Origin of the sequence: Yimella lutea (assembly GCF_006715095.1) — a bacterium.
Lineage (GTDB): Bacteria > Actinomycetota > Actinomycetes > Actinomycetales > Dermatophilaceae > Yimella > Yimella lutea.
The window spans coordinates 2,149,156-2,165,376 of sequence record NZ_VFMO01000001.1; the positions used below are offsets into that span (position 1 = coordinate 2,149,156).

Annotated in this window: 12 protein-coding genes; 6 read left to right on the forward strand and 6 right to left on the reverse strand. The window is 66.3% G+C overall.

The features are described from left to right. Positions 1-68: 68 nt before the first annotated feature. The 5 genes from FB459_RS10470 to FB459_RS10490 form a co-directional block, all read right to left on the reverse strand. Positions 69-821, reverse strand: coding sequence for a hypothetical protein (locus FB459_RS10470; protein ID WP_141928442.1), 753 nt, complete (start codon positions 819-821; stop codon positions 69-71). Further along, the gene (locus tag FB459_RS10475; protein ID WP_170221860.1) at positions 821-1,906 is read right to left on the reverse strand and encodes a site-specific integrase; all 1,086 of its coding nucleotides are present in this window, start codon (positions 1,904-1,906) and stop codon (positions 821-823) included. The genes FB459_RS10470 and FB459_RS10475 overlap by 1 nt, the downstream gene beginning before the upstream one ends. A 51-nt stretch (positions 1,907-1,957) precedes the next feature. Continuing rightward, a complete protein-coding gene (locus FB459_RS10480; RefSeq protein ID WP_141928444.1) occupies positions 1,958-2,476 on the reverse strand; it encodes a hypothetical protein in 519 nt (172 codons plus the stop codon). A 130-nt stretch (positions 2,477-2,606) separates the two neighbouring features. After that, the gene (locus tag FB459_RS10485; protein ID WP_141928445.1) at positions 2,607-3,698 is read right to left on the reverse strand and encodes a KTSC domain-containing protein; all 1,092 of its coding nucleotides are present in this window, start codon (positions 3,696-3,698) and stop codon (positions 2,607-2,609) included. Between the two features lie 708 nt (positions 3,699-4,406). Next, positions 4,407-5,680 (reverse strand): IS3 family transposase gene (locus FB459_RS10490; RefSeq protein ID WP_425472344.1). Its coding sequence is split into 2 segments (ribosomal slippage): positions 4,407-5,332 and positions 5,332-5,680, totalling 1,275 coding nucleotides; the frame shifts between segments, so codons are not numbered across the junction. Positions 5,681-5,794: 114 nt separating this feature from the next. On the opposite strand from FB459_RS10490, the gene FB459_RS10495 reads away from it, so the two are divergent. After that, complete coding sequence (locus FB459_RS10495; protein WP_170221862.1) at positions 5,795-6,334, forward strand: P-loop nucleotide/nucleoside kinase family protein; 540 nt, start codon at positions 5,795-5,797, stop codon at positions 6,332-6,334. Here FB459_RS10495 and FB459_RS10500 read toward each other — a convergent pair. Continuing rightward, positions 6,331-6,552 (reverse strand): hypothetical protein, encoded by a 222-nt coding sequence (locus FB459_RS10500; RefSeq protein WP_141928448.1) that lies wholly within the window; start codon positions 6,550-6,552, stop codon positions 6,331-6,333. The genes FB459_RS10495 and FB459_RS10500 overlap by 4 nt on opposite strands. Positions 6,553-6,734: 182 nt before the next feature. On the opposite strand from FB459_RS10500, the gene FB459_RS10505 reads away from it, so the two are divergent. The 5 genes from FB459_RS10505 to FB459_RS10525 all read left to right on the forward strand — a co-directional run bounded on the left by FB459_RS10505 (position 6,735) and on the right by FB459_RS10525 (position 16,207). After that, positions 6,735-7,715: a class I SAM-dependent methyltransferase gene (locus FB459_RS10505; protein ID WP_141928449.1), complete on the forward strand. Its 981-nt coding sequence runs from the start codon at positions 6,735-6,737 to the stop codon at positions 7,713-7,715. Between the two features lie 79 nt (positions 7,716-7,794). Then, positions 7,795-8,694: a hypothetical protein gene (locus FB459_RS10510; RefSeq protein WP_141928450.1), complete on the forward strand. Its 900-nt coding sequence runs from the start codon at positions 7,795-7,797 to the stop codon at positions 8,692-8,694. 127 nt (positions 8,695-8,821) lie between these two features. Beyond that, positions 8,822-15,130, forward strand: coding sequence for a PHP domain-containing protein (locus tag FB459_RS10515; RefSeq protein ID WP_141928451.1), 6,309 nt, complete (start codon positions 8,822-8,824; stop codon positions 15,128-15,130). Next, the gene (locus tag FB459_RS10520; protein WP_141928452.1) at positions 15,127-15,348 is read left to right on the forward strand and encodes a hypothetical protein; all 222 of its coding nucleotides are present in this window, start codon (positions 15,127-15,129) and stop codon (positions 15,346-15,348) included. The genes FB459_RS10515 and FB459_RS10520 overlap by 4 nt, the downstream gene beginning before the upstream one ends. Continuing rightward, positions 15,341-16,207 carry an ATP-grasp domain-containing protein gene (locus FB459_RS10525; RefSeq protein ID WP_141928453.1) on the forward strand — a complete coding sequence of 289 codons (867 nt, stop codon included), beginning with the start codon at positions 15,341-15,343 and terminating at the stop codon, positions 16,205-16,207. The genes FB459_RS10520 and FB459_RS10525 overlap by 8 nt, the downstream gene beginning before the upstream one ends. Positions 16,208-16,221 lie beyond the last annotated feature (14 nt).

The window sequence follows — 16,221 nt, forward strand, 5'->3', positions numbered from 1 at the left end:
CTTGAGGTCAGGGTCTGCTTTCTGCCGCGACCACGAAGTTGCCCAGCCGGACGGAGTCCGGTGAGCAGCTAGGCGTCGAGGGTTGCTGAGATCGAATGCAGCAACGCGTCGACCATCTCCTCGAGTCGGTCGAGGAGGTCGGGCAGGTCGCGGTCCGGTGGAGGCCGTCGGCGCACCGGCAGGACGGCGTGGTTCACACGCCTCACGGGCCTGTCCTCCTGGAGCTCGCGACTCCGGGACATGGCGGCCGTCATTGACCGCGGCGACAACGCGTCGAGTCCGAGCGTCCCGTGGCGGTCGATCACCGGTAGCAGCGTGGGGGCGTCCTGCCAGTTCTGCAGTGCTGCCGCAGACAGGCAGACATGGGCGTCGACTCGAAGGTCAGAGGCGGCCTGCTCGGCGCCGTACTGGCTGCGCCCACCGCCCGGCTCGAAAGCGTCGAGCACCACCAGCCAACGAGCCAGACAGCAGCACTCGCAGGTTGACGGGGTGGGCCGCGGCCGAAGTGTGACCTCGCCGACCCGCCATGTCCGCCCGACCACGCGCACATCGGCGGGGGACAACGAGGTCAGTCGGGCACGCGTGAGACCCAGGTCGTGCAGCACGGTGATGAGGTGGTCGCGGATCGCGCGTGCGTCGCCGCCAGCCCACCGGTGACGGATCGCGCTGATCGGTTGCAGGACGAACTGTGACACCAAGTCACCGGTCACACTGCCGGGTACGTCGGACGCCAGACGCAGGGTGATCTCGCGGTCGAAAACGGGAAGGCCGAGACTTGCCAGGTAGTCCTGCTGGAGCTGGCGAGCGGTGGCGGTGCGCATCACAGGTCGAGGGATGTGACGGCGTTGCCGGCGAGCGGGTTGGAGTGACGGATGTAGCCCAGCACCGTCTCTGGTCGGCGATGCCGGGACTGACGCATGATCGCGGCGAGGTCTGCTCCGCTCGCGTCGGCCTCGGTGATGAAACCGGCGCGCAGGCTGTGCGCCGACAGCTTGGTCGTGGACAGCCCGGCCTGCTCAGCTCGCCGGACCAGGATCGAGCCGACCGATGACCCCGCCAACCGCCGATCGGAGATCGCTCCCGAAGCTGTCACCGAACGAAAGACAGGTCCGTCGAGCCCGTTCGTCGCCTGCGCCCAGGACTCGTCACTGAGCCCGCAGCGGTGCGCGTCAGCTGCCCGGCTGGATGAGCGCGCATCCCACACGGCGGACATTGCCTCGGGTCGGCTGGTAGTTCGGACGAGATGAGCCCATCGGTGCATTGCGCACGGGGTGCAGGTCAGCCGGTGCGATCCAGACGGGATGGCCAACGTGTCGCCGTCGCCGTGCTGATCGGTCTTGGAGTAGTCGATTCTGACGCGCAGATGAACCGAACCTGCCGATCTCTCTACCGACAGGTGCCGCCAGTCGAGGTCAACGATCTCGCTGCGCCGCAGAGCGGCCGTCCAACCCAGCAGGACGAGTGCCGTGTCCCGGTGAGCCGCCACCGCGTCCGGCCAGGTCACGGTCTGTTGATCCAGACTCGAGACCAGCACGCGAACATGCTCGAGCGACAACGCCTTGGCCCGTCGTCTGGGAACAGCGCGGCGCCGATGACGCAGCCCAGCCAGCACCTGCGACACCATCGGGTCGTTGCCAGGGGCAGGAAGGCCCGCGATGCGGTGTGCGGCGTTGATTGCAGCGACGCGCTGGGCCAAGGTCGACACCGAGTAGTCGTCGGCGACCGCAGCCAGGTGGCGGGCCAGGTCCTGCGAGCTCATCGGCAACGAGCGCACGTCCATCACCTGACACCACGACTGCACGCCACGCCACTGTTTCTCGTACTCAGCGATCGTGCGAGACGACAACGACGCCGCGCGCAGATCCGCAACGGCGTCGTCGAGGTGAGTCAGATCGTGGGAGGGCATGCCGTCCATTGAACGACAGCGCACCGACGATCCGCCGGATTGCCCGGGCGATCAGGCCAGGTTCAGTTCCCGGAAGGTCAGCAGCCCGAGAGCGTCCAACGCGCTGAGGTATTCCTTCTCGCTGCTCGGATCGACCAGCATGACGAGCTCACCCGACGGAGCAGGGGTGTCGGTGTACGGCGCGTAATGCGTCGCGACGAGGATCAGCGCGACCGGCTGATCCCAGGACTCAGGGGGGATCCGCAGCGGCTGCCCCTTGTTCGACAACAGCGCCGTGGTGACGTCGTCGTCGTCGAGCTGGTAGCCACCGTCGATAGCCGATGCCACCACGGAGTGCTGCACGCCGGCACTGACAGCGATCGCGTGATCGAGCCGGGCCAGGAAGGCGGACTGGTCGTCGACGATCGAGCCGTAGCCGTCGATGACGAGCGACAAAAGCTCAGATGCCGTGTCCGCGACTGCCTGCTGGTGGTCACCGAACAACATCACGAACTGCCATGCGTCCCCGTGCGGGTGCGGGGGAAGTAGTGGTTGCCCGCCGTCCTCGAGTGTGCTCTGAAGCAGTGCCACAGATCGTGCCTTTCTGCGCGGCCCCAGCCATGTCCGGGGCGTTCAGCTGCAACGGTGCGACGGCGGGAACCAACCGTGCGAACAGCCAGCCTAGACGCGCACGACCGGCCGTGTCGTCAGTGCTCGGGAGTCAGTCGCGTCGGCGGAATCGCTCCATCCGGGCGGCTGCTGCCTCACGCCACGAGGCGCGCGTTGCGTCCTGCGTCTTCGGGCGCGGTGCTGCCGGGACCGAACGAGTCGGGCAGACGTGGTCAGCGCGGGCCGACAACCGGTGGCACTTGTCGCATTCCATCACCTCGACCGGTGTCGCCTTGCCCTTGATCTGACGGTTGAAGAACCGACCCGGTTCGCCCGAGCTCGACATCGCCTTGAAGGTCTCGAGGTCGACCTTGTAGCCGTAGCTGCGGCCGGGCGTGACGGTGCCGTCCTTGCGCTCGTACGGCTTGGTGCGCATCGTCATGACCGGATCACCACCGTCATTCGTCGTCAGGCCAACGGCCTTCACCCACTCCGAGGAAACGGTCTTCTCCGCGGCGCCCATCTTCGTCATCCCCTCGACGCGCTGCCGGGTCAGGTCGCCCGCCTCAGCCAGAGCGGTCCGCGCGCGCTGCCCCTCCAAGATCGCCTTGACCCCCTCGGAGACCTCGATCTCGGAGGAGCCGGAGAAGCCGAGGGCTTTCACGTTCCAGATGTTGCCTTCGCCGCGCACCACCCGCACCGTGCCGTGCTTGGTCGAACCATCGCTCGCGGTCACCGACAGTGGAACGTCGAAGGTGCGCGCACCGCGTTCCTTGGCGAAGCGGTGGATCGCGGTCTTGGACGGCATCCGCAGGCTGATGCCAGCGCCGGAGTAGTTCATCCGGTGCGTGCGGCGGTTTCCGGCCAGCGACCGGCCGCCGTGCATGCCGGGCGTGTTGTCATCCGGCATCACCGGGTAGTCGCCGTCGGCGTGACCGTGCTCGGCGTCGATGAAGCTGTTGGTCCACCAATCGGAGATCCGGTCGGTGGTGGTGGTCGGGATGTTCGTCGGTGTCGCGGCTGGCCGGACGTACCCCATCGAGGCCAACTGCTCGGCGCGCTCGGTGCGCCAGTTCTTGTCGACAGCATCCGATGCCGGTGCCTGGTCGGCCGCCGACAGTTCCATTCCGGCCTCGCTGGCAACGTGGCCGGCGAAGCGTCCCTTGGCGTCGTGGATGGCGCCAGACGGATCAACGGTGGTCATGAGTAACTCCTCCTCGTACGGCACTCCTGCGCCTTCTGTCCGAAGGAATGGCGGGCAGGTGCGCGACGCCAAGGACGGGCCACACCCCGAGCAGTGTCTACCGGTGTCTAGCGCACTCTAGGAAATCTAGCTAAATCTAGGTGTATATAGCGGACGATACCCATGCAATATACGGCCATCTACCGAGTTTCGTAGATGCGACACCGGCGATGGGGGAAGGATGAGCACGACCCCTTCTCCCATCGTGTGCGCGCGCCCGCGCGCGCGTAGGGGTAGTCGGCAGTGTGTGGCCTGCGTCACATTCGGTACTTTGGGTCATCTTGGGCCGAAAACAGGGCTGTTTCGTCCAAAATGAACCCCTCCGCAGCCCTTGTGTTCACGGGTTGGTTCAAAATCGCCACCCACGTTTCTGCAGGTCAGAGCCGGAAACCCTACTACTACTACTACTTTTTGATCTTTTGTACGAGGTTAGTAACGGTATAAGGGGGTACCTCCTATATGTATGGTTGTTTTCGGCAAGTAGATATATACGAATCACCCCTATAAGCACTACGTGCGCGCTGTTCAAAAGTACAAATCCTCGGACTTGTACCAATCAAACCGCTGCTGACCTGCGGAAACGCGGGGCGAAACTTTGACCCAACCGGTGACCACGATGAACAGCCGGGTGTCCGGGCCCTACCCCCGGATCTTGGACACGGGGTGTGATTACGCAGCAGGTCGCAGCGTAGCGGTGTAGCCGGTCTCGAAGGCGACCGGCGAGGTGTAGCGACACCACGAGTGGCGTCGCTTGGTGTTGTAGCGGACGAGCCATCTGAAGACCTGCCGACGGCAGGTCAGCTCGTCACTCCAGCAGGCGGCGTCTTGGAGGACTTCACGCTTCATCGTGGCGTTGAACGACTCTGCGAGGGCGTTGTCCGCGCTGGATCCGACGGCGCCCATGGACTGGGTCACGCCGAGCTTGCGGCAGAGCTTGGCGTAGGCCTTCGAGCAGTAGACCGACCTGTGGTCGCTGTGGAACACAGCGCCCTTGAGGCTGCCCCGGGTCGCGGCGGCGGCCTTGAGGGCGTCCTGGACGAGTTCGGTGCGCATGTGGTCGGCGATGGCCCACCCGGCCAGCCGACGGGAGTAGCAGTCGATCACGGTCGCCAAGTACAGGTTCGTCCCGTCGGCCAGCGGCAGGTAGGTGATGTCGCCGACATAGCGCTCGTTGGGGCGCTCGGCGGTGAAGTCACGCTGGAGCAGGTCGGGGTACTTCTGCCCCGACGGCTCGGGGATCGTGGTGCGGACCCGGCGCTTCTTCATGTAGCCGCGGATGCCCTCAAAGCGCATCACCCTCGCGACACGCTTGTGGTTGACCCGCTCACCGGCAGCCGCGCTGTCACCGAGTTGAGCGTTGAGCTCGGCGGTGATCCGCGGCGCGCCCTGAGTGTTGTCCTCGGCATGGACCGCTCTGATCCGCTCAGCCAGCGCTGCGTCGTCAGCTGCTCTGGCTTCGCGGGCCGGCGCGGCCTTGAGCCAGGCGTAGTAGGACGAGCGCTCGATCTCGACGAGCTCGCACAGTCGCTTCACCTCGAAGGTGGCGGAGTTGTCGGCGACGAACTGGAAGCGACTCACCAGCGCGTCTCCCCGGCGAAATACTTGGCCGCCCGCTGCAGGATCTCCCGCTCGGTCGTGAGCTTGGTGGTCTCCGCTCGCAACGCCGCGTTCTCGGCCTCGAGCCGGGCGATCCTCTGCTCCGGCGTCTCGTCCGTCGGTGCCGACGAGCTCGCGGCGGACGTCTTGGCTTGCAGCGGGCTGGAGGTCAACGTCCCGTCAGCGGCGGTCTTCTTGCCGGTCCCGTAGACCTCGAGCCAACCCCGCAGCGTGCCACGCACGATGCCGAGGTCCTCGGCGATGCCGCGGACCGTGGCGCCCGGGGTGGACTCGTACAAGTCGACGGCCTGACGACGGAACTCCTCGGAGTAGTTCTTCCTGGCCATGGTTCTTCGATCATCTCGCTTCCCCAGCACCAGGTGCTGGATTCAGCGTGTCCAAGAACCGGGGTCAGGCCCCTCTAGGCCCAGCATGCCATGCACTCACCTAGGCTCTTCGGTATGCCGCATCCTGGCGCCGACCGCCCGTCACCGGCGACCTTGCTCCTCGTCTGCGGACTGCCCGGCAGCGGGAAGACGACCCTGGCCCGGCGTCTGGCTGCCGAGCGATCCGCGGTGCGGCTCTGCCCGGACGAGTGGTTGGAGCAGCTCGGGCAGAGCATCTGGGACATCGCGGCGCGGGCCCGCGTCGAGGCGCTCCAGCGAGGTCTGCTGGAGGACCTGCTCGCGCTCGGCGTGAGCGTGGTGCTGGAGTGGGGGACGTGGGCGCGCAGCGAGCGGGTCGAGCTGCGCGATCTAGCTCGCAGCCACGGCGCGCGGGTCGAACTGGTTTACCTCGATGCCCCTGATGAGGAGCTGCATCGCCGGATCACCGAGCGCGGCCGGGAGGATCGCGCCATCACCCTGGAGGACCTGCAGACCTGGCGGGGCCTGTTCGAGATCCCGAGCGCCGCGGAGGTGCGGACCTACGATCAGCCCGCCGCACGGCATACCGGATGCTCCCGTGCCGCCTCCTCGGCGGCACGAGAGCACCAGGCCTAGAGCTTCTCGAGCTTGGCGTAGGGGCTGACGATGCGCATGGTGCGGTTGCCGAAGTCCACGGTCGCGGCCGCAGACTCCTCACCCACGACGCGCCCCAGCCCGTAGGTCTGGTGGCAGACCCGGTCGTGCAGCGCGAACTGCTGGATCACCGGCTCGACCTTGGGCGCGAAGGGACTGGTGGCGAGGTGGCTCCGCGGAGCGCCGGATCGACTTGTCATCACCCCTCAGTATGCGCCCTCCCGGGCCGGAACGGTGAGCCTCAACCCAGGGTGCTGGTGTCGATGACGAAGCGGTAGCGGACGTCGGAGTCCAGGACCCGCTCGTAGGCGTCGGTCCTCGGGTGCCTCTATCCGGCCGAAATCGATTGCAGCGTCGCGTCGGGTGGGAGATGGTCTGCTTCATGCGCTCGTTCGAAGACCTCGTGACCGAGGCCGAGGATGCCGACGTGACCGGTTGGGGTTTCGGTTGGCTCGAAGGTCGAGCCAATGAGCAGCGACCGTCGTGGGGTTATGCGCGCTTGCTGGAGCAGCGGCTGGCACATGCCGGTAGCGCGCTGGACATCGACACCGGTGGCGGAGAGGTCGTCAACGAGGCGTCCTGTTTGCCCCGCACCATGGTCGTGACCGAATCCTGGGCACCGAACGCGGAACGTGCCCGCGAGATCCTGGGCGCCCGCGGCGTTCGCGTCGTGGCGACAGACACCGGCGGCGGGCTGCCGTTCGACGACTCATCATTCGACGTGGTCAGCTCACGGCACCCGGTGAAACCCGACTGGTCGGAAATCCACCGGGTTCTCCGTCCTGGAGGGTGCTACCTCGCCCAGCACGTCGGGCCGTCCTCCGCGTTCGAGCTCATCGAGTTCATGCTCGGCCCGTTGTCGCCCCAACAGCGCAGCGGTCGTGATCCGAAGGCTGAGGCTGCCGAAGCGCGAGCGGCGGGCCTGACGGTCGACCGATTGCGGACGGCTCGATGTCGAATGGAGTTCGGGCCCTACCCCCGGATCTTGGACACGGGGTGTGATTACGCAGCAGGTCGCAGCGTACTCGTAAACCCGCGGAATCTCGCAGTTTTCTGTGTTCAAACAGGTTCGAATCGGGAGCGTGCCACCACGCACGGGGTCGGCCCGAATCGCTCGCATCTCGCCGTCCTGCTGTCCGCGCCCGGCGCTACCCACTGGCTCCGCAGGCTGGGTAGGCCGGCCCCGGAAGAAGTTGGACCCTCACCACCGTCCGCTGCGCGATCGGTGGTGCGCCCGTGCGGGGTTGGCATGGGCGGGTCTATCCACCGGCTCCGACGGCTGGGTAGGTCGCACTGGGTCGAAAGTGGGCACCCTGGGTCTGCGCGACCTACCCATGAAACAGGCAGAACCGTTTTCGCCTGACCGCCCGATCAGCCACTGGAGGCTCCGACATGACCCACTGCGACCTCGCCGCTCGCGCCCCGATCGGCGGTGTCTGCTGATGTCGTCGCGTCGCCCCGGCTTTGCGCCTGGCACATCCCTTCTGCTGCCCGCTGACCTCATCGACTACGTCGTGGACTTTGCCCAGTTCAGTCAGGACACCGGCTTCGAGGGATCCGAGCTGGTCTCCTCGCCTGTGCTGTCGACCCCGCTCCCGCCGGTGGGCACGACAGCCCGCCAGTGGCCGGCGGAGATGCTCTGGCACCCTCTGGCATGGCTGCCGGAGCGACTGGCCGAACCGATGACCTTCGAGGGTCAGCTCGAGCCGATCGACGGGTGGCTCATGCGCGTCGGATTCGAGATGCAGGAGACGGGTTGCTACGACCCGGAGACCGGAACGTGGTTCGACATCTTGGACTATCTCGGTATCGACGCCGAGGCTGACCGGGAGCGGCTGCTGTCCTGGAAGTCCGGCGATCCAGATGAAGTGTTGGACGACTTCGACCTCGACGACCTCATCTTCCAGATCGACGACCCGGAGTGGTCCCTCGATGCAGCTATCACGATGCTCGAACCGGTGCAGCTCATCGCGCGCGGACGGACCGGAGAGCAGCTGCGCGAGATCGTCTCGGACGCCATCATCAGTCCTGAACTGTCGTTCGAGGACAAGGTCAGCCTGCTGGTCATGACCTGCGCGTTGGGGCAGTGGCTCGTTGGGGATGACGCGGAGATGTCGAGCTACTTCGAGCGAACCTCCACGCAGCTGCGTGATGTCGACGAGGAACGACTGAGCGATGTCGGATCACCGGCGACGCGCCTGGCCGAGACGTTCGCTGGTTTCGTCGTTGACGCCGAACCGGTCGAACGCGAGATGAAGGACCAGTTCGACTCCGCGCGCAAGGCTGCCGGACTGGAGAACAGCCCGCTCGGCTGGGACACTGATCTTCCGGCGAGTAGCTGACGCTTGTCGGCCTCGTAGCCGATACTGGACCCAGAACTCCCGCCCCGCCGACTCCACCCGGCTCGGGCGGGAGTCGGCGTTCAGGCGACGGAACGTGAATCGTGCGACTCGTCGCACCGTCAAAAGCATGACGTTCGTCCACCTCCACAACCACACCGAGTTCAGTCCGCTTGACGGTCTCCAACGACCCGTGGGCATGTGCCGTGAAGCCAAGCGCCAGGGTGCGCCGGCGGTCGCCTTCACCGATCACGGCACGCTGGCTGCGGCGCCTGCGATGGCTGCTGCCGGCCTCGAGGTCGGCATCCCAGTCATCGGCGGTGTCGAGGCGTACGTCGCCGTCGGTTCGCGTTGGTCCCCGGACACGATCGAGGGCGTCGCCGATTCCGACGCCGAAGGCGACCGAGTCGTCAGCCGCTACCACCTGACGCTGCTCGCCAAGAGCCAGCAGGGTTGGAACAACCTCGTCCGGCTCACTAACGAGGCCTCGCAGTCCGTCAAGAGCTACCCACTGATGGACTTCGAACTGCTCAAGCAGTACTCCGACGGACTCATCATCGGCACCGGCTGCCTCGGCGGGCCACTGTCTGTGGCGCTGCGTTCCAGGGGTGGTTACCAGGCCGGGCTGGAGATCGTCGCGCAGCTGCTCGACATCCTCGACGGCGACACCGAACGGTTGTTTGTGGAGGTCATGGATCACGGGATCCCTGACGAGCGCGCACTGCTACCGATGCAGGTCGCCATCGCCGATCACTACGGCCTACGGATGGTCGCCACCAACGACGCGCACTACACCCACATAGACCAGTGTGAGGACCACGACCGCTGGCTCGCGATCGGTAGTAGCAAGCACCTGGACGATCCCAAGCGTTTCCGCTTCCACGGAGCCGGCTACCACATGCGGACCTCCGAGGAGATCCTCGAAGCGTTCTCCTGGGCGAAGGAGATCCTGGGTGACCGGGACATCATCGGCACCTCGGTCGAGATCGCGAACATGGTCGAGGGCACCCTCGCCGACTTCCTGCCGGCCAGCCGCCCGCGCATGCCGAAGTTCCCGGTCACCAACCCGGTGACTCTCGCCTACGCCGAGCGCGACGGCGTCAGCCCGCAGAACCGGCTGCTGCGCGAACTTGTCGGCACCGGTGCGGTCAAGCGCTTCTGCGACCCGAACGACCCCCACCCGACGCTGCCGCAGGGCGTCAAAGATCGCCTCAAGTTCGAGTTCGACGTCATCTCCAAGTTCGGATACGAGGACTATTTCCTCATCGTCAACGACTGGATCGCTTGGGCGCGCAACGAGGGCTACCCGACAGGACCGGGCCGCGGTTGTCTGCACGGCGACTCTCTCATCTGGACAACCGCCGGCTACCTGCCAATCCGCGACATCCAGCGTGGCGACACGGTGCGCACCCACACCGGCGCGCTGCGCCAGGTCAGCAACACTTTCCGCTACGAGGTCCAGGAGAAGCTTGTCACGCTGCGCACCTTCTCCGACGGCAACGGTGTCTCGATGACGAGCGACCACAAGGTCCTCGTCAGCCCCCAGCGTCTCTTCGAGGGTGGCGGGAAGCGCGCTCGGAACGGACGTTTCTACGCCGAGGACCTCGCCCCGACGCAGTGGACGCCCGCGGGCGAGGTTCAGGTTGGCGATCTGCTGTGCGTGCCGCGTCCGGCCTCGCCCGGTACCGCCCCGTCGGTCATCGACGTCGCGTCCGTGCTGCCCGCAGCGAACGGGAAGACCCGGCACATCATCACGAGCGAGGAGATCATCGAGCTCGTACCGACGAACAGGCCGTACCCGCACAGCGTGCGCGAGGTCACCGCTCGGACCGGCGTCTCCCGTCACACGATCCAGTCGATCATCGCTCGTGGGTGGACTGAGACCGGTCCACTCACGATCCAGCGATCGAACGGACAGTCCTGTCGAGCTACGCGGTCCGAGGCGGCTCGCGACGCACTGTGGACCGACCTGTCGTCCCACGGCTTCGCGTCGTTCGCTGCGTGGGACGCCCATGTCCGCCAACACGCGACCGTCGAAATCCGGACTCCGCGATTCGTGACCGTTAACGAGGATCTGCTGTTCCTGCTCGGCGCCTTCGCCTCGAACGGGTGGTTGCGGACCGACTCCACCCGTGCCGTTGGCTTCGCCGAGCGCGGCAGCACCGCAACCGACCTCATCCCGCTGCTGGTCAAGCGCGTCTGGGGGCTGGACGTCCCACAAGCGCGCCATGCAACGACGGATCTGGTTCAGTGGGACATCCGCTCCGCTGCGGTGTTCGGGCTGTTCCGATCTCTGGCGCCCGACTACCGCATGTCCGCCACCACCAAGCACTTGCCCACCTGGGTCGCAGACCTGTCGCTCGAGCAGAAGCGCATGGTTCTCGACGGGCTGTGGTGGGGAGACGGCTCCCGGCACGACGGGAGGGCTTCGTACAGCACCGCCTCCTCCGCCCTCATGCAGCAGGTGCGTGACTTGCTCTGGTCGATCGGCGCTCCGGCCGGCGTCCGGGTGGACGATCGCATCGACCTGCGACCGGAGTTCGCGAACCGCGCGCGTTCCTGGCAGATCCGCACGACGGGTGGGTTCACCGCGCCCAAGGACCAGTTCGGTGGCGCCGACGAGAACTTCGTATACCTGCGCGTCCGCTCGGCCGAGACCACCGACGCAGTCCGCGAGGTCTTCGATTTCGAAGTGCCGGTCGACCACAGCTTCATGACCGACTCCTACGTCGTGCACAACTCGGCAGCCGGGTCCCTCGTTGCATTCTGTTTGCAGATCACCGACGTCGACCCGCTGAAACACAACCTGCTGTTCGAGCGATTCCTCGACGTCACGCGCCTGGACCCGCCCGACATTGACATCGACTTCCCCGAGGCCCTGTTCAACCGCGCCGTCGGCTACCTGCAGGACAAGTACGGCTACGAGCACGTTGCGCAGATCGGCACGTTCAGCTCCAAGAAGGCCAAGTCCCTCGTCCGCGACCTCGGCCGTCTCACCGGGTACGCCAGCCTCGGCGCCACTTTGGCTGAGATGGTGCCGGACCACGCCGACGTCACGCTGACTGACCTGCTGCGCACCGACCCCGACCCGGAGAACGAGAACCAGGTCCGGTGGTCACTCGATGGCGCGCCGCTGCGTGCCCAGATGGAAGAGGACGACATGTCCGCCGACCTGGTCGAGCAGGCCGTCGCCATCGAAGGCACCAAGTCCTACCCCGGCATCCACGCCTGCGGTGTAGTGCTGTCGGATGAGCCGCTGCTGGACATCCTGCCAATGCGCAAGGACAAGCGCACCGCGAGCACCGGTGAGGACGGAAAGCCGGACCTGCGGACCGCTCAGTGGGTCACCATCTGGGACTCCAATCCGCTCGCGGCGATGGGCTTCACCAAGTTCGACCGTCTCGGGTTGAAGAGCCTGGACATCATCGCGGCAGCCAAGGAGCACGTCGAGAAGGTCACCGGTGAACCGATCGACCTGGCCTACGGCAAGCTGCCGATGGACGGGCAGACCGATGAGCGCGCCCGCCGCACCTGGGAGCTGTTGGCTGCCGGTGACACCGCCGGACTGTTCCAGCTCGGATCCTCCGGCATGACCAAGCTCGTCAAGGGCATCGCCCCGACGTGCCTGGATGACCTGTCGGCGGCCGTCGCGCTGTACCGCCCCGGCCCGATGGGGGCCGGGATGCACAACCGGTACGTCGCACGCCGACGCGGGCAGGAGGAGATCAGCTACGAGTACCTGACCTCCAACCCGGCCGAGGCCGCAGTGCTCGCCGGTGTCCTCGACAAGTCCCTCGGACTGATCGTCGTGCAGGAAGACCTGATGAGTCTGGCGCGTGAGGTCGCCGGGTTCGGACCGGACAAGCGCAACAAGCTACGCAAGGCCTTCAGCAAGAAGAAGAAAGCCGACATGGACGCCCTGAAGGAGATCTTCTTCCGCCAGGGCGCCATCGCGACGCTCGACAACCCGGAGACCGACACCGCAGCCTCGATTCCGTTCGGTGAGCACACCCTCAAGGAGTTGTGGCGCACCTTCGAGGCCTCGGCCTCGTACCTCTTCAATAGCTGCGCAGTTGGGGAAACCGAGCTGTGGACGGGCCGTGGGACGGGTCCGAAGGCGGAGAAGTGGACGATCGAGAAGCTCTATCACCGACTCTACGGGGACGACGATGTCGCCGCCGGAATGTGTGCTCATTGCGGTGAGCGTCCGACGCGTCCGACAGCTGTCGGACGGATGTGCGCCCGCTGCTCGACGTGGCTCTACAAGTTCAACGACAGCCGCGGCTTCATGCTGTTGGCGTACGACTCGAGCGACGGGCGCATCCGCCCGCAGCGCGTCAAAGACGTGCACTGCCACGGTGTGAAGCCGGTGTTCCGGATCGAACTGTCGGACGGAACGGTGCTGCGTTCGACCGGCAACCACCGGTGGTTGTCCGCGCAGGGTTACCGCACCGTCGACCAGCTGAACCCCGGCGATGCACTGATCGCCGACGGCGGCTACGAGCGACAGGATTCCAGCGACCCGTCCCGTCGAGTCACCGTCGGTGAGCGCATCGGAAGTCGCACAGAAGTCAACGGGGTGACGCGTTCTGGGTGGTTCATCGACGGTGGGTACAACCGGCTGCAGGAATGGACCGAGCAGACCATCGCGGAGGCGGCCTGCGACGAGTGCGGTGTCACCCGGGAGCAGACGCGTCTCGAGCGCGCGCACCTGGACGGCGACCGGACGAACAACCAGCCGTCCAACCTGGCGTGGAAGTGCGTCTCGCACCATAAGGAGTGGGACTACGCGCACAACAACCGACCGCGCCGTTGGGCCAAGGGGCACACCACCCGTGAACTGGAGATCGTCACGGTCACCCCGGACGGCGAGGAGTTGGTCTACGACGTTGAGATGGCTGAGGGGACTGACCATAACTTCGTCGCCAACGGGGTTGTCAGTCACAACAGCCACTCGGCGCCGTACGCCTATATCGGTTACATGACGGCCTACCTGAAGGCGAACTGGCCAGCGCACTTTGCTGCGGCCCAGCTCACCGTGACCACCGATAAGGACAGGCGTCTGCCGGTCCTGGATTCGGTGCGCCGGTCCGGTGTGACTGTGCTCGGCCCGAGCCTGGCTGCCGGCAACCTCGACACCGCTGTCGAGGGCAGCCACACGGTGCGGCTTGGTCTGTCCGAGATCGCTGGGGTGAAGGACAACGCCGCCAAGCTCGTGCAGATCATCGAGCGCAACGGGGGGCCGTTCAAGACGCTCGGGGACCTGTTGCGGGCCGCGAAGGTGGATGACAAGTTCATCCCGAGCAACGTCTTCGAAGGGCTGATCGACGCCGGCGCGCTGGACGAGTACGGCACCCGTCGGGGGATGAGTTGCGTACTGCGGGCGCTGCGGGAGTACCCCGACCTGCCGATCCCGGCGATCGAATGGTCGGTGGCCGAGCGCGCGGCCCGTGAACGTGCACGTCTCGGCATCATCGTCGGTCGCCACCCGCTGAGCGAGATGCAGGCGCAGGTCCGTGCGTGGAACCCGCACCCGGATCAGGCTCCGTGCGTTCCGGTCGCTGGCCTGTCACCCTGCCCGGTCGTCACCACGAAGGCGATGGTGTCTGAGTGGACGATCGGTCACACCCGCGGACGTGAGTTCGCGCGGTTCACCATCGAGGGTTCCACCGGGTCGATCTCCGGTGTGCTGTGGCCCGAGTCGTTGGAGAAAGCGCGTCTCGCCAACGGGTTGCGCGACCCGAAGCCGGGAGACATTGTCTGCATGCGCGGCCGGGTGAAGATCTCGGCGATGGGCGATGTTGATGAGGACGACTCGACCGACGAGCAGTTGGAGATGATCGGTTCCGCATTCTGGCTCGGTACCCACTTCGTGTCGGTGGCTCAGGACAACCTCGCACCGGTTCGAGCGCTGCATGTCGCGTCTATGTTCTCCGTGCCGGCGATGCAGCCCGATATGTCCTCGCCGCAAGAGCCGGTCGACGTCGTTGAAGTCGAGGACGAGGCAGATGCCGACGCGGCCAGCAACGTCTTCCAGCTGTTTCCCGTGCAGCTACAGCCCGTGATCCAGACGGCGCCGGAGCCGGTTCCGGATCCGATTCCGGTGACGCCGAGCGCGCCGCCACCAGCCCACAGCGGGCCGGTCCCAACGGGCGGTTCATCACACGAATCCAATCCGTTGATCATCAGCATGACGAGCTCGGTCGCCGTGTCTGTGCGCAACTCGAGCCGCAAGCTTGCTCGCGAGATGAAGTCCGTGCTGGTCCCCGGCGCAGATGTGACCGCGATCGCGGAAGACCTGAGCAACCTCAACCTGCACCACCGGGTGTCGCGAGATGGGTTTCAGCTGGAAGTGACGCCGGACAAGTACCCGGTGAACCGACCGTGCGTCGTGCTCGTGGACGGCGGACCGAAGGCGCGAGAGAGCGACATCGCGTGAGGAGTCGATTCGAGGCCGACCCTCCCGACCGGCGGGTCGCCCCGGTCGCTCTGGCAGCCATCCCGGCCGGGGCCTCGCTCGGTTGGTACGCGGATCTGCGCACGACGCTCCTGCTCCTGGCCGCTGTTTTCGTTCCGCACAGCACTGCCGACCCGGACGACGTGCGGTCGCATCGGCAAGCTGTTCGGTCGCCGCAGACCGCAGGCAGCCATGCCTGACATCGACGCGCTGCGCGTCGTCACCCATAAACACTGGGTGGCTGATGGGCTGAGTGTCAACACGATCGGGGTCGTTGTCGAGTCCGATCTCGGCTTCGATATGCCGCCGCCGGGACGCGCGTTCTGGTGCCCGACGGAATGGGCTGCGCGAGCGGGTCTGTCGATGCAGGCGCCCGGACCGCACTGGTTGTCGAGCGCTCCGTGGTGGGCGCTCCACCGACGCATCGAGACGGTGCCGCTGGCCGATCTTCGATCCGGAGCCGTCCGCTGGACGGTGCCTCGGTTCGCCAAGGTCGCCGAGGCGAAACCGCAGAACCTGCCCGCCGGTGTCCGGTCCACGCTGTCGGGTTTTCTCGTCGAAGCAGCAGCGGCCGGTTTGCCGGACGGGTCGTGGATCCAGCTGACGACACCGACGTCGTTCGATCTCGAGGTCCGGTGCTTCGTACTCGATGGCCGCGTCGTTGCCCACAGCCCGTACCTGGTGAACGGGCAGACGTGGCATGAGGGCATGTCCATCAACCGTTTCGACGCAGCCCGCGCCGTGCTGTTCGCAGGTCGGGTCGCCGACGCCGTGCCCGGACCGCGTGGGTATGTGCTGGACGTCGGGCGCACCAACGGCATCTGGTCGGTCGTCGAGGCGAACCCGGCGTGGTCGTCGGCGTTCTACGGTGCGGACATCGACGGCGTGGTCGTCACCGTGCTCGCCGCGAACGGTGCCGATCCGACGGGGGAGTGGGACTGGCGCCCGGACGCCTGGCTCATTCAGCGGGCCGCGCGCCAGCGGCCGCTGCACGAGAGCGTCGAAACGTCGCCTTCGTCGCACCGTGCGAGTGCAGGCTGCCACCGGTTGCCTGAGTGAACGGTACAGCGAAG

Coding starts and splice junctions, on each gene's coding strand:
- FB459_RS10515 (WP_141928451.1), top strand. CDS start 8,822: ATGACGTTCGTCCACCTCCACAACCACACCGAGTTCAGTCCGCTTGAC.
- FB459_RS10485 (WP_141928445.1), bottom strand. CDS start 3,698: ATGACCACCGTTGATCCGTCTGGCGCCATCCACGACGCCAAGGGACGC.
- FB459_RS10505 (WP_141928449.1), top strand. CDS start 6,735: ATGCGCTCGTTCGAAGACCTCGTGACCGAGGCCGAGGATGCCGACGTG.
- FB459_RS10470 (WP_141928442.1), bottom strand. CDS start 821: ATGCGCACCGCCACCGCTCGCCAGCTCCAGCAGGACTACCTGGCAAGT.
- FB459_RS10500 (WP_141928448.1), bottom strand. CDS start 6,552: ATGACAAGTCGATCCGGCGCTCCGCGGAGCCACCTCGCCACCAGTCCC.
- FB459_RS10475 (WP_170221860.1), bottom strand. CDS start 1,906: ATGCCCTCCCACGATCTGACTCACCTCGACGACGCCGTTGCGGATCTG.
- FB459_RS10525 (WP_141928453.1), top strand. CDS start 15,341: ATGCCTGACATCGACGCGCTGCGCGTCGTCACCCATAAACACTGGGTG.
- FB459_RS10495 (WP_170221862.1), top strand. CDS start 5,795: ATGCCGCATCCTGGCGCCGACCGCCCGTCACCGGCGACCTTGCTCCTC.
- FB459_RS10510 (WP_141928450.1), top strand. CDS start 7,795: ATGTCGTCGCGTCGCCCCGGCTTTGCGCCTGGCACATCCCTTCTGCTG.